At 71.0% G+C, this 568-nt stretch carries 1 protein-coding gene; it reads left to right on the top strand.

Features of this window, described 5'->3' with window-relative positions:
* Positions 1–568 (top strand): acyltransferase domain-containing protein (locus ACEPPI_RS40625; protein ID WP_373920256.1); only part of this gene is annotated, 568 nt, incomplete at both ends.

Below are 568 nucleotides of genomic sequence, written 5' to 3'. Positions count from 1 at the left end.
GTGGCGGGGGTGTTGTCGCTGGACGATGCGTGCGTGTTGGTGGCCGCCCGCGGGCGGTTGATGCAGGCGCTGCCTTCGGGTGGGGTGATGATCGCGCTGGAGGCTGCGGAGGACGAGGTCCTGCCGCTGCTGACCGGCCGGGTGAGCATTGCCGCGATCAACGGTCCGCGTTCGGTCGTGATCGCCGGTGACGAGGACGCCGCGACGGCCGTCGTGGAAGCCTTCTCGGACCGGAAGTCCAAGCGGCTGACGGTGAGCCACGCGTTCCACTCGCCGCGCATGGACGGGATGCTGGACGAGTTCCGCCGGGTCGCGGCCGGGCTCACGTACGCTGCCCCGCAGATTCCGGTCGTCTCCAACCTGACCGGTGCCCTCGTCACCGATGAGATGGGTTCTGCGGACTTCTGGGTGCGGCACGTCCGCGAGGCGGTCCGTTTCCTGGACGGCGTCCGTGCCCTGGAGGCCGCGGGCGTGAGCACGTACGTCGAGCTCGGGCCCGACGGGGTGCTGTCCGCGATGGCGCAGGCCTGCCTGGCCGACGACACCGGCACCGCCGCCTTCGTACCCA

It is taken from the genome of Streptomyces sp. AB3(2024) (assembly GCF_041862025.1).
GTDB lineage: Bacteria > Actinomycetota > Actinomycetes > Streptomycetales > Streptomycetaceae > Streptomyces.
The sequence above is the reverse complement of the archived record's forward strand: the minus strand, read 5'-3'. Positions and strand labels throughout refer to the sequence as shown.